The organism is Bacillus sp. YP1 (assembly GCF_000877815.1).
GTDB lineage: Bacteria > Bacillota > Bacilli > Bacillales > Bacillaceae > Bacillus > Bacillus subtilis.
On the sequence record NZ_CP010014.1, the window covers coordinates 318,369 to 342,432 of the forward strand.

Consider the following 24,064-nt stretch of genomic DNA (forward strand, 5'->3'; position numbering starts at 1 on the left):
AAAAACACTGGTGGAGTTTGAGCCCTCTCGGCAATATCAAAAAGACCAAGGGTTTTGACGCCCTTGGTATTTTTTCTTCAAGAACCTTCAATTCTTCTTCTCTGATCGAAAAACGTATTACCTTTTTGTAATTGGTATCCAAATTTCACTTTTAAAAGATGGTGATGTTACATCCTTATGCTCGTTCCACAATATTTCTGGACCTTCTATTTGTTCGTAATTTGACGATGGAAACCATTCGGAATAAATGCGTCCCCATACTTCTTGCAGTGTATCCGGAAATGGCCCGATTGATTCGAATACAGCCCATGTTGAGGCAGGAACTTCAAGCCGTGAGAAATTATCTGGACACTGTTTCGTTGTGGCTGCGCCAATATAGTGATCGAGCTCTCCGTTTTCCTCTGTCCGACCTTCAGAAAAATTGGTGGATGCACTAATGAGGCCTGATGGTGCTACATTAGAAAGCTCTTTTAGTTTATTTATTGCTTTTTCATCTAAACTTTCCCACATAGATGCAATCTCCGGATTAATCCCTTTAAAAATAATAGGAACTCTTTTTTTAATGCCAACGATGCGAAATGCCTCTTTTTCTTCAATACGGTAGTTCATTTCATTTCCTCCTTTAATTGTTAGCTGGAAGGTCATTCGTGGATAAGCTTTAAGGGAATGGCCATTAAGTCTGGCTTTTGATGGGTTTATGCCATGTAAATTTTGGAATGCCCGTGCAAAAGAATCAGGTGAGTTATAACCGTACTTTATTGCAATATCAATCACTTTTACATTGCTGTCTTTCAGTTCAAAAGCTGCAAGAGTAAGACGTCTGCGACGAATATATTCCGATAATGAAATACCTGCAAGGAAGGAAAACATCCTTTTAAAATGATATTCAGAGCAGAAAGCAAGCTTTGCTGCCTCTTGAAAATCAATATCATTAGTGAGGTTTTCTTCAATATACTTTAACGCCCTATTCATACTTTTAAGCAAATCCATTTATTTGGCCTCCTTTAACCAAAGAATAACAGGAGTGAAATGTATTTATCCGACATTCTGTGCACAGTTTTGCAGGATGACTTATATGAAATAAAGTAAGTGATTCACTTGTATTTGTACAGGTTTTATTGAAGCATGCTGTTCATAAAAAGGCATCAATAAAAGAAAGTTATAATTGTCTTATAAACGGCACATTCATATAATTGAGTGAAAAAGGATGCGTATCATGCCTATCAATTCTTTTGAAAATTATCCGATGAGCTGGAAGCCATCGATTGATAAAGCTGAAAAGCCTATTTATAAAGCACTTGCAGGGCAATTGGAACAGGATATTTTAAACGGAGTTTTATTACCTGGAACAAAACTTCCTCCGCAGCGAGAATTGGCTGATTATTTAGATTTAAATGTGAGTACGATTTCCAAAGCATTTAAAGTGTGTGAGTTAAAGGGGCTGCTGAGTGCGACTGTAGGGAGCGGCACATTTGTATCGTATGATGCGTTGTCGAATGCGTATTTACTTGAGGATACAAAGCCGACACATTTAATTGAAATGGGAGCAATACTTCCAGATCACGCTTCATATGAGCCCTTGTTACACCAACTGAAAAACATGATTCAGGAGGAGGATTATGAAAAATGGTTTAGCTACGGCCGGGCAGGCGAAAGCCTTTGGCAAAAAGATGCAGCTGTAAAGCTCATCCAAAGAGGCGGGTTTGAAACAACTGTTGAACACATTTTATTTGCAAATGGAGGCCAAAATGCGATTGCAGCGACATTGGCGAGTCTTTGTAAGCCTGGAGACCGCATCGGAGTTGACCATCATACGTACCCTGGTTTAAAAACTGTTGCATCATTGCTTAGTGTGCAAATCGTACCGATAAAATCAGAGAACGATGAAATGAGTCCGGAGTCACTTGAATATGCGTGTAAAAATGAAAATATTAAAGGTTTGTATTTAATCCCGGATTATCATAATCCGACGACTTCCTTTATGTCTGTTGAGAATCGAAGAATGGTTGCAGACATTGCAAAGAAATATAATCTGTTTGTTATTGAGGATGCATCGTACCATCTTCTTAGCAAAAAGCCGCTTCCGGCACTCGCCTCATTCGCACCGCAACAGGTTATCCATATTGCAAGTTTATCAAAATCGTTAGCGCCAGGCCTGCGTTTGGCTTATGTAGCAGTGCCGAGACAATATAAGGAGCCAATATCAAAGGCGCTTTATAATTTAAATATAACTGTTTCCCCGCTATTAGCTGAACTTACTGCTCGCACGATTGTATCAAATCAATTTGAAGTCTTAATTGAGAGTCATCGTGAACAAACCATTCGCAGAAATCAACTCGTAAACCGATATGTTGCGGGATATACATGTTTAGGTGTTGAAACAGGCATTTTTCGCTGGTTGTTGTTACCGGGTAAAATGTCTGGTGCCGAATTTGAAGAATTGGCTGCTCGACATGGCGTGCAAGTGTATGCGGCTGAACGCTTTGTAGTGGGAAATAGTTGTCCTGAAAGGGCTGTAAGGGTTTCTGTCTGTGCACCAAAAACACTTGAAGAGCTTGAACAAGGATTAATGATCCTGAGACGTTTGCTAGACGATCTTACCTAATATTGTTTGCCATACAATTAAGACATTGTATGGCTTTTTTGTGCGTGTTATGATGATCCACATCTAGAGGGAGGTTTATACAAAATTGGCTTTTAGAAAGGAAGGTCAGATGATGTTAGACAAGGACAGCGTAAAAGCAATAGATGTTCAAACTGCTTCATTACAAAGCTACATCGGTTCACCAGAAAAACAAAAATCGTTATACAAGCGTACACTATTCGTTGTGAGTATCTCACAAATTTTTGGCGGTGCGGGGCTGGCGGCAGGAGTGACTGTCGGTGCGCTTATTGCACAGCAAATGCTTGGCACTGATGCGTTTGCTGGTCTGCCTTCTGCGTTATTTACTTTAGGGTCAGCAGGATCTGCATTAATTGTTGGAAGACTTTCTCAACGTTATGGCCGTCGAACAGGTCTTTCGGCTGGCTTTATGATTGGCGGACTTGGAGCAATAGGCGTTATTATGGCAGCAATCATAAATAGTATTTTCTTGTTATTTATTTCGTTGCTTATTTACGGTGCAGGTACAGCCACTAATTTACAGGCCCGTTATGCTGGTACAGACTTAGCAAATCATAAGCAGCGAGCGACTGCTGTTAGTATTACGATGGTTTTTACTACATTTGGCGCAGTGGCAGGTCCAAGCTTAGTGAATGTGATGGGGGATTTCGCTCTTTCTATTGGTGTTCCATCACTTGCTGGCCCTTTCATTTTAGCCGCAGCAGCATATATGTTAGCAGGTGTGGTCCTTTTCATTATGCTTCGTCCAGATCCATTAGTTATAGCAAGAACAATAGAAGCGGCAAATGAAGAGCCTGGTGATAAAGGACATTTGGCGGCAACTGAGCATACAGAAAACAAAAAAGGGATAATCGTTGGGGCAACAGTTATGGTTCTTACCCAAATAGTAATGGTAGCTATTATGACAATGACACCGGTTCATATGAGACATCATGGGCATGACTTGGGGGCAGTAGGGCTTGTTATTGGTTTTCATATAGGTGCTATGTATCTCCCTTCACTGGTTACAGGTGTTCTTGTAGATAGGTTGGGACGTACCGCAATGGCTATTTCCTCTGGAACAACGTTGCTTTTGGCAGGTGTAATAGCAGCATTTGCTCCGGGAGATTCTATGGTTTTTCTCGTCATTGCTCTTTCTTTACTCGGATTAGGGTGGAATTTTGGTTTGATAAGCGGGACTGCCCTTATTGTAGATTCAACTGATAGTGCCACACGAGCTAAAACGCAGGGGACAGTGGATGTTCTGATTGCGTTGTCAGGAGCTGCTGGCGGAGCATTATCTGGAATGATTGTGGCAGGGTCAAGTTACCTAGCATTATCATTTACTGGAGGGATGTTGTCCTTATTACTCATTCCAGTGGTGGTATGGTTTAGGGGCCGCTAAAGGATAGGATTGTTTAATTTACATTAATTTGTTATATTGTTAGATAAAGTCTATTGCGTCGTCTAATATTCTAACTAACTATAGTTGCTCAATTAAATCTATTATAAAGATTTGACTAGGATTCCTTATAGCTGTGTCACTCACTGCATATTCTTTAATTGAATCACATAAAATGGTTATCGGATTTGAAAAAGGCAGGATTACTCGCTTTAGGTAAAGGAGTCATCACGTTGTTAAAAAGGTTTTCTCTTGTTTTTGTTACACTAATGATGTCTATCGTTGTTGTTTTAGCGGCTGCTAAAGAGTCGCCTGGAGATTATGTCATCTCATTTGATGAACCTCTTATCTTGATGATCTCAATTGGGATCGTTGTATTTTTATTTATCCCTCCATTAGTCATGTCCTTTTTTGGCAATTTGGTTGTAAGAATAATATCTGGTGTATACCAATGTTTTATCGTTTTCACTTTTCTGGGGCTCATTCCAATTGGATTTCTTATTCCCAATGGCTTTTTGACAATTCTAGTTTCTATTGCAGGAACTTTAGTCAGTATAGCTAGTGTTGCCGTAACCTTATGCATTGGCAAGAATGAAAAAGATATATAATAATTGAATTGTTATTTTTTCAGATTGTCAGTGAAATAATAAAACAAGATGAGAAGGCTTTGTGGGCCTTCTTTTTTTTGTTGTTGCATCATCCCCACTTTAAGCTTAATCTATTGAATAATAAGAGAAGGAACCTATAGAAGAATAAAATAAATAACGAGATGTCAAAAATAAAACTGGACTTCATTATTATCAATTCACGTAAATGTAAAAAGCTTGGAAAGAGAGGAATTCTTTCATGACAAATAGCAGAACGAATCCGAAGGTTGATGAATTTTTAAGTAAAGCGAAAAAGTGGAAGGAAGAATTTGAGAAGTTGAGAACCATCATTCTTGACTGTGAGCTGACTGAAGATTTTAAGTGGATGCATCCTTGTTACACATACAATAATAAAAATGTCGTTTTAATACATGGGTTTAAAGAATATTGTGCGCTTCTGTTTCACAAAGGTGCCCTATTACAGGATGCCCATGGAATTCTCATTCAACAAACGGAGAATGTACAGGCGGCGCGCCAGATTCGGTTTACAAATGTTCAGGAAATAAATGAGCTAGAAAACATTTTGAATGCCTATATTCACGAAGCCATTGAAATTGAAAAAGCTGGTTTGAAAGTGGAAGTTAACAAAAATATTGAATTGAACATTCCTGAAGAACTTCAAAATAAATTCGATGAAATCCCTGCCTTGAAAACTGCTTTTGAAGCATTGACCCCGGGACGGCAAAGAGCATACACTCTTTATTTTTCTCAAGCCAAACAATCCAAAACCCGAGAATCGAGAGTCGAAAAATATGTGCAAAAAATTCTCGATGGAAAGGGATTAAAGGATTAGGCACGCCAAGGTTCAGGCTAAAGGAATAGCATCATAGCGTAATAAGATACTTTCTATAGAAGAAAAACAAGCATAGTAAGATGCTTGTTTTTTTCTTAGGACAACATTCACTTACTGCTGAAATGCTTCTTTAGATTAACATTGTATGCCACTGGACAGCGCTATAAAATATTAATGCAACACCTAGAAATAGCTCAATGGCACGGCTCATCACATTTAGAATGCCTAGGAGAACTAATAGAACCGGAAGATTTTTAGCAAGTTACTACACTCCAAACTTTGTTTTTTGTATTAATATACCTTATTAACCATTGTTTTAGTCAGGTGCAGACAAACGAATACTGATTAATGAATCATCATGATATCGATGATCCGCTTGATTTTTTCATTGTCACCTGTATCAACATACACTGTTTTTCTGTTTTTTATGATATTCTCAGTCACTTCCCGCATAACGCCTTTTTCTACATCATCAGCGGAATCCCAGCGTAAAGGCACATTATATACATGAATCGTGCCATCCCCATTGCCATGATAAGTGACTGATCCATCTACTAAACGAGAACCTGCTAACTGGGTCACATCTTCTGGATAGCTGGCACTTGTATCATCATTAGGATTAATTGGCTCGCCAGCCGAAATATGTCGAACATTTAATTCATCTATCTCTTGATTAGGTCCAAGTTGAAGCCAAACTCTGGCATATTCGATTTTTTCCGAAGAGTATGCTGCCAATACATTGTCTTCTTTGCTTTTCTCTTCTGCTGAAGAGGTATCATTTGCAGCTTTTGTTGCAGATTCTTCTGATTCTGTTATCGGCTCCGCTTCATCCTTGCGTATTTTGGTGTTGTCTTCAGGCTCAGTGTGTTTTTCGTCAGATTGCACAGCAGAAGCTTGATTTGAAGGTTGTTGTGCTTCTTCATCCTTACTGCCCGTACATCCAGCAAGCAAAATCATGAGCAGCAGGACAGTAATACAAAAATATATCTTTCTGTGTTTCTTCATTCTTTCATTCCTCTCCATTAATTCAGGTCAGCTTCATATATAAGTTTATGTATCTAAATATTACCATGGAATAGATAGGATGATATTGAAAACTGTTTAAGAAGAGGAAACGATCTTGAATAGCATCGCGAAAACTTAAGAATTCTTAAGAAGTTTTGCCCCTTTTTCTGTGTTTTCAAGCGGGGACATGATGAAGGATTTATAACGTAAATATCCAGAGTTGAAAAAATTATTGGAGACTTACAATTATAAGTTTTTGGCGCTGGGGATGATTTGTCCAATAGCTCCAACAGATGTCGTTTGTTTTTTATCGGCAGCTGTAGGAATCAAGTATACCACTTACATTTTAACGGTTATCGTTACGAATATCCCTTTATTGATATTTTCGAGTTTCATTGTGATCAATTTTAGTGAGTCATTAATGGGAACTGTATTGGTTGTCGCATCATTTGTTTTGGTTTCTATTGTATCCATTAAAATGTGGAACACCCTTAAGCATAAACGGAGCACATAGAAATGCCACGAGACTAACCATTTATAGCTTATAAGCACCTGTAGAGATTTAAGTTCTTTCGGTATCCAATAATACCAAGGGTATAACTGCCCTTGGTATTATGTTCTGCTGCACATATATAAACCCTCCATTTTCGTTTGTAGATCCTTTTTAATTTTTGTATTTTAGGTTGAATGATCACCAGAAGAAAAATGAACGCATGATCTGAAAAGCTGTTTTGTCGCAAAATAAATAAATCAACCAACGATAACAATCTCGCTACTACGATAGATTTTGATTACTGTATATAATCGTTTTTTAGTAAATGCTCTTTCATTTTTTGTATAGCCTTCGCTTCGTCAGATCCATTTGCGTGTATATATATTTTGGTTCCGGGTTTAATTCCTAAAGCCATAATGTCCATGATGGCTTTTGGCGCTTGTTTGAGGTTAACAGTTTTCCCTTGGTATTCAAGAAAAATATCTGATGTAAACCGATGAGCTAGTCTGACTAACAGGGTAGCCGGTCGCGCAAACCCTGTTTCCTTAATGATCGTAAATTGTCTTTTAATCATTCTTCACCTCATTAAAGTCTGCCTCTTGACGGATTTATAGTTGGGCTGCAGATCAAATTTGAATTTAGAATACCTTTAGGATAAGCGGTCTAATTTCATCATTTTCTCTGCATTTTGAAATAACGCTCTTTCTTTGTGTTTACAAAATAATTCTCAACTAACTAAAATGAACAATGACTTCATTCGAGAAAAAAGCATGATTCACTAATCAACATTTGTTTATTATTGTAAATAAAAACTTGGTGTGTACAATGGTTACATTCAGGCGATTTGTTGATTATTCAACATTCCACTCTAAATTGTTGATTATCTTAAGAAAGTTTGGTGAAAAGCTATGTCCAAAGTGGATAGAAGAATAACCAAAAGTCAAGAGGCTATTAAAAGAGCTCTGATTGAGCTGATGACTGAAAAAAGTTTTGATCATATTACGATTAAGGAAATTTCCGAAAGGGCAAATGTAAACCGGGGAACAATATATCTTCATTACTTAGATAAATTTGATCTATTAGAAAAAATTATGGAAGAGCATATAAACAATATGGGGGATTTTTGTGAGTCGGCAGCTGAAATGGACTGGATTGAATCGACTGTACACTGCATGGAATACCTTGAGAGTAATTATTTATTCTTTTCGACGATGTTAGCCAGTGAAGGCGCTCGATATTTTCGCAGTCAGTTCCTCAAGTTTAATATCGAAGAGTTCAGGAAAGATGTAGATGTAACGAAAGGCAAGAATTACGGCCAAAGTGAAGATGTCATTGTTGAATTTATAGCAAATGCTTACGTAGGGGTAGTGGAATGGTGGTTGAAAAACGAAATGCCTTACCCGCCTCGTGTCATGGCAGAAAAAGTGGGGGATTTGTTAGAGCGGATTTTATAATGGCGTCAGGTAAATGGGTGTTGCGAATCGTTAGGAACAAGAAGGTGACTTATTTGTCTAAGCGAGAGATTCAAGTCTCCTCGATCGCATACAAAATACCAAGGGTTGCTGGCCCTTGGTATTTTTATACCTTCATGCATTTTTGAAGTTTATGCTTAAAGGTCTGCCTTACTTTGCAAATCGCCGAGCTGCTGCAACGCACATGATAACGGCGATATTCACTGCTACGAGTGCCCAGCCCACTTTCTCGTGCAGAATCACTGAGGCAAGCAGCAGCCCAAAAAAAGGCTGGAGAAGCTGGAGCTGCCCAACCGCCGCAATTCCTCCTTGGGCAAGACCTCGATACCAGAACACAAAGCCGATCAGCATGCTGAATAAGGATACATATGCCAGACTGAGCAGTGCGGGAACGCCGATCGCCGACCATGAGTCCGGCGTAAAAAAGAACGACAATGGCAACATAAGAGGAAGCGACAGAACGAGTGCCCATGAGATCACCTGCCAATTCCCCAGACGACGTGAAAGCCTTGCCCCTTCTGCATAACCAAGACCGCATACGACAATAGAAGCCAGCATGTACGCGTCGCCAAGCGGGGATGAACCTCCCCCCTGAATGAGGGCGAAACCTGCTACTAACAAGCTGCCAACGGTTGAGAAAATCCAGAAGACGGGGCGGGGGCGTTCACCCCCGCGCAGTACGCCGAAGACCGCCGTTGCAAGCGGAAGAAGTCCAATGAAGACAATGGCGTGTGCGGAAGTGACATGCTGAAGCGCTAAAGCTGTCAGCAACGGGAAACCAATCACTACGCCAAACGCTACCACTAATAATGAAATGAGGTCTCTTTTGGCAGGATGCTGCTGCCGGAAGATGAGAAGGAGACTTCCCGCCAGTACACCAGCTATCGCAGCGCGGCATACGGTGAGGAACAGCGGATCGAAGTCCGACACAGCCAAACGGGTCGCAGGCAGCGAGCCGCTGAAAATGAGTACGCCTATAAAACCATTTATCCAGCCATTTGTTCGTTTGTTCATTACAATCACTCCACATATCTTTCTTGTTCATTGTCTGTATTTTCTTAACAAAACCAGTAGCTAAGGATTACAATGACTATAAACTGGAATTGGCCTTTTATAAACAGCCAGTTTTCATAAAAAAATGCATACCAGTTAGGAGAACAACGCGCAAATGGATATCACGCCTTTTTTGGATAGAACTCTGGATATTCCGCTTTATCAGCAGCTTTACAGATATTTTAAAGAAAACATGCATCGGGGCCGTATTCAAAAAGGAATGAAGCTTCCTTCAAAAAGACTCCTGGCGAATCAGCTTTCCATCAGCCAAGCGACTGTAGAACGTGCCTATGAACAGCTCGCTGCTGAGGGCTATATTGTGAGCAAGCCAAGAAGCGGGTGGTTTGCTGATTATCATGATTCTGATTTTGCTTATGATAGAATGCCAAGCACAACACCCATTCAACAAGAAGCAGAAGAAAATAAACAATGGATTGATTTTCATTATGGGAATGTAGATTCTTCTTACTTCCCTTTTTCCGCATGGCGAAAAAGCATGGTCAATAGCTTAGACCAATATGGACACGAGCTTTATCGGCCGGGACATGTTTTAGGAGAGTTTGAGCTGAGAACACTCATTGCAGAGTACCTGTATCAATCTCGGGGTGTTCATTGCGGCCCTGAACAAGTGATTATAGGTGCCGGAAACCCTATTCTGCTGCAAATCTTGTGCCAAGTTTTTGAGCCGAATATTTCTATAGGGTATGAGGATCCTGGTTATCCAAGAGCACGCAAAATTTTTGAAGCCAACCGCATGAATATTGTTCCGATACCAGTCGATGAGGAAGGAATCTGTATACAGAAGATCAAAGAACAGCAGCCAAACCTTGTATATGTCACACCTTCCCATCAATTTACGCTGGGAACAATCATGACGATCAACAGAAGAATTCAGCTGCTCAAATGGGCGGCCGAACATCAATCCTTTATCATAGAGGATGATTATGACGGGGAATTTAGGTACACAGGACAGCCGGTTCCTTCTCTGCAAGGGCTTGATCAGCATAACCGTGTCATTTATATGGGCACTTTTTCTAAGTCTCTTTTGCCCTCGCTGCGTATCAGCTATATGATTCTTCCTTCGCCTCTTTTAAAAAAGGGGCATGAAATCACGTCCTTATATAAGCAAACAGTGTCCTGCCACAGTCAGCTAACCCTAGCTGAATTTATAAAAAATGGAGAGTGGCAAAAACACATCAACAGAATGAGAAAACTTTACCGCAAAAAAAGAGCCATTGTATTAGAGGCAGTGCAAAGGGAATTAGGAGAGCATGTCAGAATCCGCGGAGAAAACTCTGGGCTTCGTATCTTACTTGACGTTTATTTGCCATTTGGCGAAAAAGAGTTAATTGAGAAGGCGAAAAAACATGGAGTAAAAATTTATCCTGTTTCTCTTTCTTATCAAAATCATCCTCCTACAAAAACGGTCTCGCTCGGGTTTGCAGGGGTTTCTGAATCCGACATAAGAGAAGGCATAAAAAAACTGAAGGCTGCCTGGAAGATATGAGGGAGCTTTCAGTTTAGCAAAACGGCCAAGTGACGGAACTAAGTGTTGAGAGCTGTTCAATATTTTTTAAGTATATGATGAGTGCCAGCAGTCCAGCACACGATATGTCTGTTTAGCGAAAAACAGAATTTTTTATTTGCTCATCACAGTGCTAAAATAAACAAAATAGACAATTGAAAAAATAGAGGTGTAAGAATGAAGTTAGATGAGTTTACAATTGGCCAGGTCTTCAAAACGAAATCATTAAAAGTATCAAAAGATGATATTATGCGGTTTGCGGGTGAATTTGACCCTCAGTATATGCATGTAGATGAAGAAAAAGCGAGTAAAGGCAGATTTAATGGAATTATCGCTTCCGGCATACAAACACTGGCCATATCTTTTAAACTTTGGATTGAAGAAGGTTTCTATGGAGACGATATTATAGCCGGAACAGAGATGAATCATATGACATTCATAAAACCTGTATATCCGGATGATGAATTGTTTACAATTGTTGAGGTTCTTGATAAGCAGCCAAAGAGAAATGAATTGGGAATACTCACAGTATTGCTATCTACTTATAATCAAAAAGAAGTAAAAGTGTTTGAAGGTGAGTTATCTGTATTGATCAAACGATAACTCAGAAAGCCCGCTTTTCGCGGGCTCGATTGAAGCAGATGGGTGAAAGATGTTAGCGAGTTTCCTTTGAAAAATAAGAGGTTAAAACATCATAAACAATAGGCAAAGAAGTAAATCCCTCATCTTCTAGAAAATGACCTCCGTGCTGAACTTCGTATAACGCAGCATCAATTTGTTGTGCCAGATCCTTGCTGAATGAAAAAGGCACAATTTGGTCGTCCTTAGAAGCAATGACAGCACGGTGCTTCGCGGACTCAATGATTGTTTGATGATCAAACGATCCCTGTGTAAATTCATCTAACATCTTTAAAGTGGGCAATGATTTGGCAAAGCCGGAAACAAGTATGATTCCGCCAAGCTGTTTTCGTAATTGAAGATGTTCCAAAAATCTCAAAATGGTGGGGCAACCTAAGCTGTGCGCAACCAAATACGTATTTTCATGTAAAGTGTGCTGATATAAAGAGAGTGTATCCAGCCAATCCTCAAGTCTTGGCTGGAGCGGATTGGGCATGTTTAAAATGTCTGCTTGGACCCCATCTGCGAGCAGACGTTTTTTCAGCCAAGGGAACCAATGATTTGTTGAGGAGGCTCTGTAGCCATGAATGATATAGACTTGTTTTGTCATGTTTTCCTCCTAAGAAATATTTTCATTCAGTATAAAATTCCTCTCATTGGGAAACAAGTACGCACTTTTTTGTAAGTAGTTTTACATATGAGGCATTCCTTGTACCATTCCCCACTTACACATTTCATCTATGAGGGGATACAAAGATCGCCCTCTGTCAGATAACGAATACTCTACTTTCAGTGGGGTTTGAGAAACCTCAGACCGATGAATAAGGCCGTCAGTTTGCAATTCCTTAAGCTGTGCGCTTAACATTTTATGGGTGATGAAGGGCATAGCCCTTTTCAGCTCGCCGTATCTCATCGTTTTTTCACACCCTAACTCATAGAGTATTCTCATTTTCCATTTACCCCCTATAAGAGATAAGGTGTATTCAAATGGGGCTTGTTTACTGCGGCACAGGCTATCCATGTAATCGAACCTCCTTTTTAAGGTATCATATCAGAATAATTCAGGATTTTCGGTGTTGAAGTTTGAGGGCGATTCGCGATCTGAACTGAAAGGAACGCTTGCTCAACAGGCGGCACGGTACATGAATGTTCTAAGTCAAAGAGGGTTACCTTACTGTTAATTACTTTATTTAAAAAAACGCATGTTTTTAGCTGAAAATATCTATTATGGTATATTTAAATATAACGAAATATTTGAGAAATGAGGAATGGTATGAATACAACCAAAAAACATAAGAAATTTAAAGCGAAAATGATTCTCCAAATCATCATGGTTATCATTGGAGGAATCATTGCGGCATATGGACTAGAAACAGTGCTCATTCCAAACAGTGTATCTGATGGAGGGGTGACGGGTCTTAGCATCGTTGGTTCACAGCTATTCAACTTGCCGCTGGGGATTTTGATTGCTGTGATCAACATTCCATTTGTCTGGTTAGGATATAAGCAAATTGGGAAAAGCTTTGCATTATTATCAATTATCGGAATCGTATCGCTTGCCGCGGGGACAAGCTTTTTCCACCACACACCCGCTATCATAGAAGGAGATACCCTGTTAATTACCGTTGTCGGCGGGATTATCCTTGGATTCGGAATGGGGCTGGCGCTGCGTAATGGCGGCGCATTAGATGGAATTGACATGCTTGCTGTGCTGCTATCCCGAAAACTGCCATTCGGAACGAGCGATCTCATTCTATTCTTAAACCTATTTGTGTTTATTTTTGTTTCCACAGTATTTGGCTTACAAGGGGCATTGCTTTCAGTCATTGCTTACTACATTGCATCCAAAGTGATTCATGTTGTGGAGGAAGGCTTAAGCGGCTCTAAAACCTTTCAAATTATTACAACCCAACCTGAATTAATGGTAGAGACAATACGTGATCAATTAGGCCGAAGCGCCACATATAAAGAAGCTTACGGGGGTTTTTCCCACGAGAAATTTAAAGAAATCACATGTGTCATCAACCGTTTAGAAGAAACCAAACTAAAGGAAATTATTAATGATATTGATAAATCCGCCTTTGTCACCGTATATGACGTAGCTGAAGTGAAGGGCAGCAATTTTAGAAATCTTAATCATCACTAAAAAATAGAATGACCTTTTTAACCGTAACTGACATGCCGCGGGTAAATGTAATTAAAAACACTTTTTGAGGGCTTGTGGGTGTCACCAGTGAAGGTCTGAATCACAGAAATACCAAGGGCGTCAAAACCCTTGGTATTTTTTCTGGTTATTAGATTTTATCTTCAGCTTTACGTGCTGCTTCGAGCTTATCAATCCTGTCTTTATATTTTTCTCCCCAGTCCTTCATGTGCAGGATAACAGGTTCTAATGTTCTTCCAAACTCAGTTAAAGAGTATTCGACTTTTGGAGGGACCTGTTTATAAACCTCGCGGTGAATCACGCCATCCCGTTCCAATTCTCTTAATTGTAGCGTGAGCATACGCTGGGTAATTTTTGGGTATAGTTTTCGAAACTCACTAAACCTCTTTTTACCGTCAATGAGATGATAAAGAAGAATGCCTTTCCACTTACCTCCGATGATATCTAATGTTGTCTCCACCGGACATCCTTCAAAGTCATCAGAAGAATAATCAATGCCGAGTTTACGATTTCTCAAGCTGTTCACTCCTAATAGTATACTTTTTGATACTATATACATTCAATGTGCGTACTTTTTATATTTTAATATACATCATATAATGATGTCACATCAAAGTAATGAAAGGAATGGATCATATGAAAACACTCGTACTCGTTGTACATCCGAATATAGAATCCTCTCGTATCAATAAAAAGTGGAAAGAAGCCGTTTTAAGTGAACCGAATGTAACTGTCCATGATCTTTATGAAAAATATCGCGATCAACCAATTGATGTGGAATTTGAACAACAGCAGCTCCTGGCCCATGACCGTATCGTTTTTCAGTTTCCATTATACTGGTACAGCAGCCCACCGCTTTTAAAACAGTGGTTTGATGAAGTGTTTACGTTTGGCTGGGCTCATGGTCCCGGCGGAAATAAATTGAAGGGGAAAGAGTGGGTAACTGCCATGTCCATCGGTTCACCTGAACACTCTTATCAAGCCGGCGGATATAACTTGTTTTCGATAAGCGAGCTGACAAAACCGTTCCAAGCATCTGCCCATTTAGTAGGCATGACCTATCTGCCTTCCTTTGCCGAATATCGCGCCAATACAATCAGTGACCAAGAAATTGCCGAAAGTGCGAATCGGTATGTAAAGCATATTACAAATATAGAATTAAACCCGAAGGTTCGCCTGCAAAGGTATTTGAAACAGCTGGAGGGTGTCGATTTAACATAAAGATTGATTTTGGAAAATCCTGTACTCACCAAGCAGGATTTTTTCTTGTTCAGCAGAGGGATTTTAACATATAGCGAAAAAAGAAGAAGCCACCAAAAATAAGCTATTTGCTTGGTCCTGACTGCTTATTTTTGGTGAAATACTTATTTCTCTGTGATGAAATAAAGCAAAGCGATGACCGGAAAAGCGATTCCAATCCATAATGCTGTACTCCATCCCCCTGAGGCATATGCCCATCCTCCAATTGATGACCCTATCGCACCGCCTAGAAAGAAGATCGCCATGAATAATCCGTTTAATCGACTGCGAATTTCAGGCGCTAACGAAAAAATAGCACGTTGACTGAGCACAAGGTTTGCAGATACACCCATATCTAACAGAATAGCTGCGGCCACTAGAACTGTTATACCGACGGGGGAGCTGCTCTGAATCATGAGGGGTAATAATAAAGAGACAACGACAACAACGAGAGCGATTCCAGTGGCAAGCCTGGTTAAGCCTCGATCAGCCAGGCGGCCGCCTATTGGTGCAGCGACTGCACCCGCAATGCCCACCAATGCGTAGAGTGCTATTGCCTTCTGAGAAAAATGAAAATCAGGACCGGCCAATAATAAAGGAACGGTAGTCCAGAACAAGCTGAAAGCTCCAAATACAAACGCATGATAGATGGCACGGCGGCGTAAGACTGGAGTCGTGCGCAGCAGTTTCCACATTGAACCGAGTAAGGCAGTATAGTTTGTATTTGCTGTTGGTTTTCTGGCAGGAAGCACTTTTGATAATACGATGGCCAGGATAACACTTACCACGGCGGACAAAGCGAATATTGCATTCCACCCCCAGATATCAGCGACTAGACTAGATATCGGACGGGAAAGCATAATACCGAGTAATAAGCCGCTCATGACATTGCCAACAACCCGGCCGCGTGCAGCGTCTGATGCAAGGTATGATGCAAATGGAACAAGCACTTGGGCTGCGATTGATCCCAATCCGACGAAAAACGCAGCTGCTAAAAACAGTGTTCCATGCTTCACAAATGCTGTTAGTGTCAAAGCTGCTGCGCTTAGAAGGAGCGATGTAACGACAAGTTTTTTGTTTTCGATAATATCTCCTAAAGGGACAAGGAATAGTAAGCCGGCAACGTATCCGATTTGGGTGAGTGTGACGATCAATCCAGCACTGCTTGGAGAAAGTCCAATTGCCTTACTAATTAATCCGACCAAGGGTTGTGCATAGTAAAGATTAGCAACAATGATACCGCATGCAGTTGCGAGAAGAAGGGTTAAACTGGGTGAAATCCTCTGACCTGCTTGTTTGTTTCCCTTAGCCATATGAATGAACTCCTTTTTAAGTGGTTTTTTGAGTGTAATTATGACTTCTCACAAGTGATTTTATAAACTAAACGTTCAGTTTTGTTGATTAATGAAAATAATATACTAAACGTTCAGTTTTGTAAATAGGTTTCTGTTTTCTTTTTTATTTAGGTTAAGTATACTGAACGTATAGTTTATATTTCGGGAAGGAATGATTCATGTGCAGAGTAAACGAGGGCGGCCGCGTGATGAAGGAACGCATAAGGCGATTCTCTCTGCAGCCTATGGCCTATTGCTGGAAAAAGGCTTCGATGCGGTGACAGTCGATAAAATTGCCGAGCGTGCGAAAGTGAGTAAAGCAACGATTTATAAATGGTGGTCTAACAAAGCTGCCGTTATCATGGACAGCTTTCTTTCGACAGCGACGGACAGGCTGCCTGTGCCTGATACAGGGTCGTCAGTACAAGATATAGTAACCCACGCCACGAATTTAGCTAGGTTTTTGACAAGCCGGGAAGGAACCGTTATTAAGGAATTAATAGGGGCAGGGCAGTTGGATGAAAAATTGGCAGAAGAATATCGCACGCGATTTTTCCAGCCTCGCCGCCTCCAAGCGAAAGGCCTTCTAGAAAAGGGAATTCAGAAAGGTGAATTGAGAGAGAATCTTGATATTGAAGTAAGCATAGATCTCATTTACGGACCAATTTTCTATCGTCTGCTTATAACAGGGGATGAGGTGAATGATTCCTATGTGCATGATTTGGTGATGAACGCGTTTAAGGGAGTTCAAGCTACCTCTGCTACAGAGAGTATGTAGCTGATAAGAACTGCAAAAGCTACGGTTTATATGACAAATTGGTTCTCTCTAATCGCACAGTGAAAGATAAGATTTTTGTTGCTGAGCGGAATCATCGAGGGAAAAGTTCTCTTATCGGATGTCGAAAAAGAAGTCATTCAATCGTGAATACATTATATTATTACATTTCCTTTTCATCGATTGGAACAAGGGTTCTATACTTCAATGGAATATCGCAAAGTTGGAGTATTTAAAGAACAGGGGAAAATCGATGGCCATTATGTAGATGTCATGGCAATGGAAAAAATACTTGCAATGTAAACAGGCCTCTAAAGAGACCTGTTTTTTAATATCCAGAGGATCTGTCTATTTTCATCTTGGGCTCTATGACTACTCCCATAACTGAAATAGTCTAATATTTATACCGGAATATTTGATGTTCCGAATATAAGGGATTGTTTATATAAATAAAAGTTTATATAATGACGGGGGCGCTAAGGAAACGCGGGGAGCGACTCAGGTTTTCGTTTCAAAGTTTTGATCCTTAAGATATACGGAGCGCTACATATGGAAACGTAAAGGGGAATGTATAATCATTTGGCGTGTATATAACGATTTGCTTATATATTGATTTGGGAAGGAGGAGCTCATATGACGATTGATGTTGCGGCGATGAGTCGTTGTTTGAAAACACTTAGTGATCAAACTAGGCTTATAATGATGAGATTATTTCTTGAAAAAGAATATTGTGTCTGTCAATTGGTTGATATGTTCGAAATGAGCCAGCCCGCCATAAGCCAGCATTTGCGGAAATTAAAAAACGCAGGTTTTGTGAATGAGGACAGAAGAGGCCAATGGCGTTATTATTCAATAAATGGTTCCTGTCCTGAGTTTGATACATTGCAATTGATCTTACATCAAATTGATCAGGAGGATGAATTGTTAAACCATATCAAACAAAAGAAAACTCAAGCGTGTTGCCAGTAAGGAGGCATTAGATTGACATCAATGATTTTGGCAGTATTCATCTTTTTATTAACTCTAGTATTGGTCATATGGCAGCCGAAAAATTTATCTATAGGGTGGTCAGCCTGTGGAGGCGCAGTTTTAGCTCTAATAGCAGGTGTTGTCAATTTTCATGATGTGTTAACTGTGACAGGGATTGTTTGGAATGCGACATTGGCTTTTGTGGCCATCATACTGATATCGTTAATTCTTGATACTATCGGTTTCTTTGAATGGGCAGCGCTTCATATGGCTAAGGCTGCAAAAGGAAACGGTGTGCGGATGTTCGTTTATGTATCTCTATTAGGGGCTATCGTCGCCGCGTTATTTGCAAATGACGGTGCAGCTCTTATATTGACACCAATTGTATTAGCGATGGTCAGAGCATTACATTTTAATGAAAAATTAGTTTTTCCTTTTATTATTGCCAGCGGATTTATTGCGGATACCACTTCGCTTCCTTTAGTAGTGAGCAATTTGGTCAACATTGTTTCAGCGGACTATTTTCATATTACGTTTATTGATTATGCATCCAGAATGGTTGTCCCGTACTTGTTTTCGCTGCTGGCGAGCATCATTGTACTTTACCTTTTCTTTAGAAAAAGCATACCAAAACGCTATGATCTGACTGAGGTTAAAAAACCTGTTGAAGCAATTAAAGATCAAAACATGTTCAGACTGTCATGGTATATCTTAGGGCTGCTGTTAATTGGATATTTTGCAAGTGAATTTTTTTCTATCCCTGTATCAGTGGTAGCGGGCAGCATTGCGATCATTTTCTTAATCGCTGCGCAAAAGAGTCCGGCCGTCCATACAAAGAAAGTGGTGAAAGAGGCGCCATGGGCTATCGTTTTCTTTTCAATTGGCATGTACGTTGTTGTGTATGGTGTCCGAAATGCCGGATTAACGGATGTCCTTTCAGATGTGATTCAAGCCGCAGCTGATCAAGGATTGTTTGCTGGGACAATTGGAATGGGCTTTATTGCGGCGATTCTTTCTTCCATTATGAATAACTTGCCGACTGTTATGATTGACGCATTGGCGATTGCCGGTACAGATACACATGGGATGATGAGAGAAGCGCTTATTTATGCAAATGTGATCGGTTCAGATTTAGGACCTAAAATAACACCGATTGGTTCCTTGGCGACATTATTATGGCTTCATGTTCTTTCGCACAAAGGTATGAAAATTTCCTGGGGCACGTATTTTAAAACAGGAATTATCCTCACGATACCCACTTTATTGATCACACTTGTCGGCCTGTATATTTGGCTGCTGATAATCCATTCTTGTTTCTAAAAGGACAAGGTCACTATATCAAGGAAAACAATGCACTGGTAACTCTTGCCGCAGCCAAATGGCTGAAGGGTGGGGGAGAAAATACCTTGGGGACAATTGGAATGTGTACAGCGCAGGAATCGAAGCTCATGGATGACATCTGAAAGCTGTCAAAGCTATGAAAGAAGCAGGGATTGATATTTCAAATCAAACATCGGATAAATTTGATGATCCGGCAAAAGCACACGGAACAGAAGAAGTGTTTCCAAAGGGTCCGTGATGAAATTGGTGACCGTTTAAAACAGTTTGCTGTAACTGGGGAATAAAGAATCGATATACTCAGCGTTTCCTTGGGTTATATAATGCAATGTGTTGTTCAACAGGTGTCTGCGAGCTGAGTGCAGACACCTGTTTTTGTTTTTATTTGTCTGAGATTCGTAACAGGGAAGTTATTTAGCTGGTGACAGAGGAAAATTGATTTGTGAACAGAATCATGAAGGAGACGGTGTTTTAAAGGAGTTGTCTGTTTTGCAGGAATTAACAAAAGAAAAATACAGTAGCTTAAAAACAATGTTTGATGACAAATATTGTCCCACATTTGTCTATTCAATATTAGACCAAACCATTCCGGGAGCTGTTTATGCAGATGATCAAACCTTTCCTAAATCGTTTTTTATAGGAACTGAATCAGGCATTTATTTTATTGCGGGAGACCAAGGGAATCGGGATTTTCATGATTTCATTGCAGGATATTATGAAGAACAAGTGAAATCATCAAAACGATTTACCTTGTTTTCTTCCAGTGATACATGGGATAGCGTAATGAAACCCATACTGAAAGATGACTTGAACCAAATGAGAAGAGCTGCATTTTCTTATCAACCAAAATCTTTCAAAAAGACTTTGCAACTGCCAAAGGGTCTTGTATTGAAAAGAATAGACGAAGACATCATTTCACACAGCACAGCGTTTAACAGCGCGTATTATGAGGAGTATTGGGATTCTGTCTCACAGTTTGCTTCAAAAGGTTTTGGATTTGCCGTATTACATGGCAATCATGTAGTAAGTGAGTGTACTTCTATATTTTTAGGGCATAATCGAGCGGAAGTGGATATCTATACACTTGAGGAATATAGAGGACTGGGGTTAGCTTATTGCGTAGCAAATAGGTTTATAGCGTTTTGTATTGAAAATGGGATTGTTCCTAGCTGGGATTGTGATATCTGCAACAATTCGTCCATTGCATTAGCAGCTAAACTAGGGTTTAAGACGGTAACGGAATACACTATTTACTACTCTGGCTAACCTTAATGAAAGAACCTTAAAAGGAGATACCAACCGATGTTGGTATCTTTTTTGTTTTAGAGTTTTTTTACCCTTTTAGCAGAAAAATGGGTGATGAAAATCTTATTCATTTTATTTACTTTTAGGTAGGTAAAACATACCCCGCCAACTGTAACCACTCCGCCTAGCAGAGAGAGCAGTGTGGGTATCTCGCCGATCCAGAGCCAAGATATGATCAAGGCTAAAGCCGGTGTAACATAAAGTGAAAGGGTTGCTTCTGAAGCACCGACGAGTGAAGTGACATATGCAAGTGCGAAGTAAGGAATAACCGTCGGCAATAATCCTAAGTAAACGATAGACAAAGTTGCGCTTATTGAAGCGTTCATCATCTCTTCGCCTAAGCCTGGCAGAAACACAAGCATAGGTATTGTTCCGCCCCAAATGGTGAATGTAACGAATGGAATAAAACCATATTTTTTTATATAGCGGGCTTGAAAAACGAAATAAATACTCTCCGAAAATGCTGCCAGCAGGATGACCAAGATACCGCTCATTGAATATGTAAAGTCTCCCGCCCCAAATGCAATCAATAATACACCCAATAAACTGATCATAGAGCCAAGCCATTTCGTAAATCCAAAATGCTCTTTATAAAACAGGCGGGATAGCATGGCTGAGAAGATCGGTGCCGTAGTAACGAGTAAGCTTGCAACTCCGGCACTAACTGTTTTTTCACCGATGTTCAGCAAAATGTGATAGAGTGCAAATCCTAAAAACCCTAAAAGAAAAATGGCAGGAATGTCTTTCAAGTCGGGTAGGTGCATCTGAGTCAAAACAGCAAAAAGCAATAATGCCATAGAGCCGATTAACAAACGAAATAAAGCAAGGTGTTCTGGTGTGTACCCTTCTAGTCCTGCGCGAATTCCCGGAAAAGCAGATGCCCATAAACCAATCATGAGACTATGAGATATCATTATTTGAACTGTTTTCTTTCGCATTCCTCTCACTCCTCTTTACAAAAACCAACCAGTTATTTAATGTGGTTTTATATTAATAAAGATTTGGTGATATGGCTTCAACCAGTTAAACGGATTTTGACCCAACCAATTTATTTTAAGGAGACCGATTCTATGAGCTTTCCAGAAGAAAAAAAGATGAAAAAGCTCCCTAAGTACAGACAAATCGTTCATTTTATTAAAGAGAAAATAGGAAATGGAGAGTGGCCGATTGGAAGCAAGATTCCAAGCCAGCGCACGCTTGCAAAAGATTTTCAGGTAAATCGGAGCACAGTGATTACAGCGTTAGAGGAATTGATGGCCGATGGGCTAATAGAAGGCACAATGGGGAAAGGCACAGTTGTTATCAACAACACATGGACACTGATGGCTAAGAATTCTGCTCCCGATTGGGATCAATATGTCACCTCTGGCATTCAGATGCCAAGCCGAAAAATCGTTCAAGAGATAAATCAATCAGAATCAAATACAGACCTTATACAGCTCAGTAAAGGTGAACTTTCAGCTGAGATTTTTCCTTTGGCTGTTATGAAAGAGATGATGGGGAAGGTATCTCAACACATGGAGGCATTCGGATATGAAGAACCAAAAGGTTACTTACCTTTGAGGGAGGCATTAAGCAACTATTTAAAAACCATTGGAATCAACGTCTCATCTTCTTCCATTCTGATTGTCTCAGGAGCGTTGCAAGCCTTGCAGCTGATATCAATGGGGCTGTTACAAAGAGGATCAACCGTTTATCTTGATCAGCCCTCCTACCTTTATTCATTACACGTATTTCAATCAGCTGGTATGAAGCTGACTGGACTTCCTATGGATAATGAAGGACTTTTGCCTGAAAATGTTCATTTAACAAGAGGAGAGCGGGGAAGGGCTATCTTATATACAAATCCATGTTTTCACAATCCGACTGGTATTCTTATGTCTAAAAAGCGACGGGAAGAAATCCTAGCAGTAAGTGAGAATACACAGCTTCCTATTATTGAAGATGACATTTATCGTGAGTTATGGATCGATGAAATTCCGCCATATCCTATTAAAACAATTGATAAAAATGGACACGTACTGTACATAGGAAGTTTATCGAAAACATTAAGCCCAGGTTTGAGGATTGGATGGATCGTCGGACCGGAACCGGTGATTGAACGTTTATCTGACATTAAAATGCAAACAGATTATGGATCCAGTTCGCTATCCCAGAGAGTAGCGGCAGAGTGGTTTACTTCCGGCCAATACCAGCAGCATGTAGAAAAGGTTAGGCAGCAATTAAAGGTGAGAAGAGAATTGGCCTTGAGTGCTTTAGAAACTCATTTGAAAGATGTGGCGACATGGAATATCCCAAAAGGAGGATTTTTTGTCTGGATAAAAATATTGCCTTCCATATCAATGAAATTACTTTATACTAAAGCCTTATCAAAAGGGATTCTGCTCAATCTCGGCAGTATCTATGCTCAGGAAAAAGGGAATTATATTCGCTTATCATATGCTTATGCATCTCTTGAAGACCTTCAAAAGGGGATTTATGAGTTGGGTTTAATGATAAAAGAATTGGCAAGCAGGTAACTTTTATATCCTTAAATGGATGTTTCACTAAAAAAGAGATCAAGCCTAATGATCGCTTGATCTGATAATAACAAGGGTTACTAGAATAGATCAAATCATGGTTCGGTCTTAAAATGATCATGTCTCTGAGCGAAAAGTCTTTCCGACTTCTCTTCCTAAACCAAAGTAATGTCTGAAATTATAGATAAGCGGGCTCCATTTGGAAGGGTTGATATGGTTTTCGTCTAGTATAATACTTTCCTCGGCATGAAAATGTAGTGCCTGCGTCTCTACAATTGCGAATGACGATTCATATTCTGGAAGCCGAATGTGTTTCACTTCGGCTTCTATTTGGATAGGGCATTCTTTGATTCGTGTTGGTGATACTGTTTTTGATTGTAAAGGCGTTAACCCTGCTGCCTCGTATTTTTCTTTTTTATATGTAAATCCGAGCTGCTTCTTTAAAGGCGGTATGCTTTTTTTTCCGCTATAAGATGAAATTCTTTCAACGTTTTCCCATAATTCCGGGCCAGGCAAGTTTATGACACACTCTTTGTGTCTTTCCAAATTGTCGATGGCTTTTCCTCCCAGTCCTACTCCAAGGATTATATAATGTCCAAGAGCCCAAGAAGAAGACATAGGACTAATATTAGTGGTTCCATCCTCATTCAATGTGGTTAGAAGAAATGTCGAGGTACCATAATACATGATCTTGGGTTTGATTTCCTTAAATCGACGAGTGTCTCGTTTTTTGATGTCCAATGTTTTTTCCTCCTTGTCACGCTTACATTTATATTGTAAAGGATTAACATTTCAACTATCATCGAAATAT

24 protein-coding genes and 1 pseudogene are annotated in these 24,064 nt (G+C 39.9%); 15 read left to right on the plus strand and 10 right to left on the minus strand.

What is annotated here, in order from left to right; all coding sequences use genetic code 11:
• Nucleotides 1-117: 117 nt before the first annotated feature.
• Entirely contained in the window at nt 118-990 is an 873-nt protein-coding gene (locus tag QF06_RS01475; protein ID WP_041850738.1) for an AraC family transcriptional regulator, read from the minus strand.
• A 226-nt stretch (nt 991-1,216) separates the two neighbouring features.
• Here QF06_RS01475 and QF06_RS01480 point away from each other — a divergent pair, with 226 nt between their 5' ends.
• The 4 genes from QF06_RS01480 to QF06_RS01495 all read left to right on the plus strand — a co-directional run bounded on the left by QF06_RS01480 (nt 1,217) and on the right by QF06_RS01495 (nt 5,444).
• Complete coding sequence (locus QF06_RS01480; RefSeq protein WP_029317373.1) at nt 1,217-2,605, plus strand: aminotransferase-like domain-containing protein; 1,389 nt, start codon at nt 1,217-1,219, stop codon at nt 2,603-2,605.
• A gap of 109 nt (nt 2,606-2,714) precedes the next feature.
• Nucleotides 2,715-4,007 (plus strand): MFS transporter, encoded by a 1,293-nt coding sequence (locus QF06_RS01485; protein ID WP_029317372.1) that lies wholly within the window; start codon nt 2,715-2,717, stop codon nt 4,005-4,007.
• A 230-nt stretch (nt 4,008-4,237) separates the two neighbouring features.
• On the plus strand, nt 4,238-4,612 hold the full coding sequence (locus QF06_RS01490; protein ID WP_029317371.1) for a hypothetical protein: 375 nt from the start codon (nt 4,238-4,240) through the stop codon (nt 4,610-4,612).
• A gap of 238 nt (nt 4,613-4,850) precedes the next feature.
• Nucleotides 4,851-5,444 (plus strand): YdeI/OmpD-associated family protein, encoded by a 594-nt coding sequence (locus tag QF06_RS01495; RefSeq protein WP_015715291.1) that lies wholly within the window; start codon nt 4,851-4,853, stop codon nt 5,442-5,444.
• A gap of 345 nt (nt 5,445-5,789) precedes the next feature.
• On the opposite strand, the gene QF06_RS01500 is transcribed toward QF06_RS01495, so the two are convergent.
• A complete protein-coding gene (locus QF06_RS01500; RefSeq protein WP_041850739.1) occupies nt 5,790-6,449 on the minus strand; it encodes a hypothetical protein in 660 nt (219 codons plus the stop codon).
• 791 nt (nt 6,450-7,240) lie between these two features.
• Nucleotides 7,241-7,516, minus strand: a complete 276-nt coding sequence (locus QF06_RS01505) for an HPr family phosphocarrier protein (RefSeq protein ID WP_033883528.1) — start codon at nt 7,514-7,516, stop codon at nt 7,241-7,243.
• 334 nt (nt 7,517-7,850) lie between these two features.
• Between QF06_RS01505 and QF06_RS01510 the strand changes: the two genes are divergently transcribed.
• Entirely contained in the window at nt 7,851-8,396 is a 546-nt protein-coding gene (locus QF06_RS01510) for a TetR/AcrR family transcriptional regulator (RefSeq protein WP_024572652.1), read from the plus strand.
• 168 nt (nt 8,397-8,564) lie between these two features.
• On the opposite strand, the gene QF06_RS01515 is transcribed toward QF06_RS01510, so the two are convergent.
• Nucleotides 8,565-9,428 carry a DMT family transporter gene (locus tag QF06_RS01515; RefSeq protein WP_041850740.1) on the minus strand — a complete coding sequence of 288 codons (864 nt, stop codon included), beginning with the start codon at nt 9,426-9,428 and terminating at the stop codon, nt 8,565-8,567.
• A 154-nt stretch (nt 9,429-9,582) separates the two neighbouring features.
• On the opposite strand from QF06_RS01515, the gene pdxR reads away from it, so the two are divergent.
• Together pdxR and QF06_RS01525 are read left to right on the plus strand one after the other, a co-directional pair.
• Nucleotides 9,583-10,974, plus strand: coding sequence for a MocR-like pyridoxine biosynthesis transcription factor PdxR (gene pdxR / locus QF06_RS01520; RefSeq protein ID WP_041850741.1), 1,392 nt, complete (start codon nt 9,583-9,585; stop codon nt 10,972-10,974).
• Between the two features lie 195 nt (nt 10,975-11,169).
• Nucleotides 11,170-11,595, plus strand: a complete 426-nt coding sequence (locus QF06_RS01525) for a MaoC family dehydratase (protein WP_003234221.1) — start codon at nt 11,170-11,172, stop codon at nt 11,593-11,595.
• 52 nt (nt 11,596-11,647) lie between these two features.
• Here the strand turns inward: QF06_RS01525 and QF06_RS01530 are convergent, their stop codons facing one another.
• Nucleotides 11,648-12,220 carry an alpha/beta hydrolase gene (locus tag QF06_RS01530; RefSeq protein WP_038428401.1) on the minus strand — a complete coding sequence of 191 codons (573 nt, stop codon included), beginning with the start codon at nt 12,218-12,220 and terminating at the stop codon, nt 11,648-11,650.
• A gap of 81 nt (nt 12,221-12,301) precedes the next feature.
• Nucleotides 12,302-12,631, minus strand: coding sequence for a winged helix-turn-helix transcriptional regulator (locus QF06_RS01535; protein ID WP_041850742.1), 330 nt, complete (start codon nt 12,629-12,631; stop codon nt 12,302-12,304).
• A 252-nt stretch (nt 12,632-12,883) separates the two neighbouring features.
• Here QF06_RS01535 and QF06_RS01540 point away from each other — a divergent pair, with 252 nt between their 5' ends.
• Nucleotides 12,884-13,756, plus strand: a complete 873-nt coding sequence (locus QF06_RS01540) for a YitT family protein (RefSeq protein ID WP_029317361.1) — start codon at nt 12,884-12,886, stop codon at nt 13,754-13,756.
• A 148-nt stretch (nt 13,757-13,904) separates the two neighbouring features.
• Here QF06_RS01540 and QF06_RS01545 read toward each other — a convergent pair whose 3' ends face one another.
• Nucleotides 13,905-14,291: a winged helix-turn-helix transcriptional regulator gene (locus tag QF06_RS01545; protein WP_033883525.1), complete on the minus strand. Its 387-nt coding sequence runs from the start codon at nt 14,289-14,291 to the stop codon at nt 13,905-13,907.
• 110 nt (nt 14,292-14,401) lie between these two features.
• Between QF06_RS01545 and QF06_RS01550 the strand changes: the two genes are divergently transcribed.
• Entirely contained in the window at nt 14,402-14,995 is a 594-nt protein-coding gene (locus tag QF06_RS01550; protein WP_041850771.1) for an NAD(P)H-dependent oxidoreductase, read from the plus strand.
• 143 nt (nt 14,996-15,138) lie between these two features.
• Here QF06_RS01550 and QF06_RS01555 read toward each other — a convergent pair whose 3' ends face one another.
• The gene (locus QF06_RS01555; RefSeq protein ID WP_041850743.1) at nt 15,139-16,326 is read right to left on the minus strand and encodes an MFS transporter; all 1,188 of its coding nucleotides are present in this window, start codon (nt 16,324-16,326) and stop codon (nt 15,139-15,141) included.
• 202 nt (nt 16,327-16,528) lie between these two features.
• On the opposite strand from QF06_RS01555, the gene QF06_RS01560 reads away from it, so the two are divergent.
• From QF06_RS01560 to QF06_RS01575, 5 genes and pseudogenes are all read left to right on the plus strand, one after another.
• The gene (locus QF06_RS01560) at nt 16,529-17,125 is read left to right on the plus strand and encodes a TetR/AcrR family transcriptional regulator (protein ID WP_020425115.1); all 597 of its coding nucleotides are present in this window, start codon (nt 16,529-16,531) and stop codon (nt 17,123-17,125) included.
• A gap of 630 nt (nt 17,126-17,755) precedes the next feature.
• The gene (gene aseR / locus QF06_RS01565; RefSeq protein WP_015252729.1) at nt 17,756-18,091 is read left to right on the plus strand and encodes a metal-responsive transcriptional regulator AseR; all 336 of its coding nucleotides are present in this window, start codon (nt 17,756-17,758) and stop codon (nt 18,089-18,091) included.
• A gap of 12 nt (nt 18,092-18,103) precedes the next feature.
• Nucleotides 18,104-19,411, plus strand: a complete 1,308-nt coding sequence (locus QF06_RS01570) for an arsenical efflux pump membrane protein ArsB (RefSeq protein WP_041850744.1) — start codon at nt 18,104-18,106, stop codon at nt 19,409-19,411.
• A 58-nt stretch (nt 19,412-19,469) separates the two neighbouring features.
• Nucleotides 19,470-19,716, plus strand: a pseudogene (locus QF06_RS20830) (hypothetical protein).
• 193 nt (nt 19,717-19,909) lie between these two features.
• Entirely contained in the window at nt 19,910-20,695 is a 786-nt protein-coding gene (locus QF06_RS01575) for a GNAT family N-acetyltransferase (RefSeq protein WP_080332581.1), read from the plus strand.
• Between the two features lie 56 nt (nt 20,696-20,751).
• Here the strand turns inward: QF06_RS01575 and QF06_RS01580 are convergent, their stop codons facing one another.
• Nucleotides 20,752-21,672, minus strand: a complete 921-nt coding sequence (locus QF06_RS01580; protein ID WP_041850746.1) for a DMT family transporter — start codon at nt 21,670-21,672, stop codon at nt 20,752-20,754.
• 132 nt (nt 21,673-21,804) lie between these two features.
• On the opposite strand from QF06_RS01580, the gene QF06_RS01585 reads away from it, so the two are divergent.
• Nucleotides 21,805-23,253: an aminotransferase-like domain-containing protein gene (locus QF06_RS01585; RefSeq protein WP_015252725.1), complete on the plus strand. Its 1,449-nt coding sequence runs from the start codon at nt 21,805-21,807 to the stop codon at nt 23,251-23,253.
• A 117-nt stretch (nt 23,254-23,370) separates the two neighbouring features.
• On the opposite strand, the gene QF06_RS01590 is transcribed toward QF06_RS01585, so the two are convergent.
• Nucleotides 23,371-23,994, minus strand: coding sequence for a flavin reductase family protein (locus QF06_RS01590; protein WP_041850747.1), 624 nt, complete (start codon nt 23,992-23,994; stop codon nt 23,371-23,373).
• Nucleotides 23,995-24,064: the final 70 nt, after the last annotated feature.

Coding starts and splice junctions, on each gene's coding strand:
- QF06_RS01475 (WP_041850738.1), bottom strand. CDS start 990: ATGGATTTGCTTAAAAGTATGAATAGGGCGTTAAAGTATATTGAAGAA.
- QF06_RS01480 (WP_029317373.1), top strand. CDS start 1,217: ATGCCTATCAATTCTTTTGAAAATTATCCGATGAGCTGGAAGCCATCG.
- QF06_RS01485 (WP_029317372.1), top strand. CDS start 2,715: ATGATGTTAGACAAGGACAGCGTAAAAGCAATAGATGTTCAAACTGCT.
- QF06_RS01495 (WP_015715291.1), top strand. CDS start 4,851: ATGACAAATAGCAGAACGAATCCGAAGGTTGATGAATTTTTAAGTAAA.
- QF06_RS01500 (WP_041850739.1), bottom strand. CDS start 6,449: ATGAAGAAACACAGAAAGATATATTTTTGTATTACTGTCCTGCTGCTC.
- QF06_RS01505 (WP_033883528.1), bottom strand. CDS start 7,516: ATGATTAAAAGACAATTTACGATCATTAAGGAAACAGGGTTTGCGCGA.
- QF06_RS01510 (WP_024572652.1), top strand. CDS start 7,851: ATGTCCAAAGTGGATAGAAGAATAACCAAAAGTCAAGAGGCTATTAAA.
- QF06_RS01515 (WP_041850740.1), bottom strand. CDS start 9,428: ATGAACAAACGAACAAATGGCTGGATAAATGGTTTTATAGGCGTACTC.
- pdxR (WP_041850741.1), top strand. CDS start 9,583: ATGGATATCACGCCTTTTTTGGATAGAACTCTGGATATTCCGCTTTAT.
- QF06_RS01525 (WP_003234221.1), top strand. CDS start 11,170: ATGAAGTTAGATGAGTTTACAATTGGCCAGGTCTTCAAAACGAAATCA.
- QF06_RS01530 (WP_038428401.1), bottom strand. CDS start 12,220: ATGACAAAACAAGTCTATATCATTCATGGCTACAGAGCCTCCTCAACA.
- QF06_RS01535 (WP_041850742.1), bottom strand. CDS start 12,631: ATGGATAGCCTGTGCCGCAGTAAACAAGCCCCATTTGAATACACCTTA.
- QF06_RS01540 (WP_029317361.1), top strand. CDS start 12,884: ATGAATACAACCAAAAAACATAAGAAATTTAAAGCGAAAATGATTCTC.
- QF06_RS01550 (WP_041850771.1), top strand. CDS start 14,402: ATGGATCATATGAAAACACTCGTACTCGTTGTACATCCGAATATAGAA.
- QF06_RS01555 (WP_041850743.1), bottom strand. CDS start 16,326: ATGGCTAAGGGAAACAAACAAGCAGGTCAGAGGATTTCACCCAGTTTA.
- aseR (WP_015252729.1), top strand. CDS start 17,756: ATGACGATTGATGTTGCGGCGATGAGTCGTTGTTTGAAAACACTTAGT.
- QF06_RS01580 (WP_041850746.1), bottom strand. CDS start 21,672: ATGCGAAAGAAAACAGTTCAAATAATGATATCTCATAGTCTCATGATT.
- QF06_RS01585 (WP_015252725.1), top strand. CDS start 21,805: ATGAGCTTTCCAGAAGAAAAAAAGATGAAAAAGCTCCCTAAGTACAGA.